We start from the raw sequence: 451 nt of genomic DNA on the forward strand, positions 1-451 counted from the left end.
AAAAAATTCAATTTGAATGTCTTTTTTTGTCGAATTATTGTTTAGAGTAGAATGCTTTATTATTGAGTGAGTGACTTTAGTTGCTTGTTTTAATGCGTATTCTATTTCATATGTTTCAAGATATCCTATTAGTAAGCTTGTAAATAAGTCTCCTGTTCCACTAAAATTTTGTTCTAATTTTTCTAAAAAAAATTCCGAATATTCTTTTGTTTTTGTATTGTAAGCAGCGGTTCCTATGAGATTGTCTTTTTCTATGCTTGTAACTATGATTGTTCCTTTTATTTCAAGATTTGATGTTGCTTTTATTATTTCATCTTTATTTCTAATTTTTTCAGTTTTTGCTAACATTTTTAATTCTGTGATATTTGGTGTTATTATGTCTGCATGTTTTATTATTTCTCTAAAACCACTTACTATTTTGTAATCAAAAGTAGGGTAGAGCATGTTGTTG

1 protein-coding gene is annotated in these 451 nt (G+C 26.4%); it reads right to left on the reverse strand.

Annotated features, from left to right (window positions below; all coding sequences use genetic code 11):
• On the reverse strand, positions 1 to 451 hold a 451-nt coding region (locus BN1173_RS04705), incomplete at both ends, for a PfkB family carbohydrate kinase (protein WP_040236773.1).

The organism is Borrelia crocidurae, assembly GCF_000825665.2.
GTDB classification, from domain to species: domain Bacteria; phylum Spirochaetota; class Spirochaetia; order Borreliales; family Borreliaceae; genus Borrelia; species Borrelia duttonii.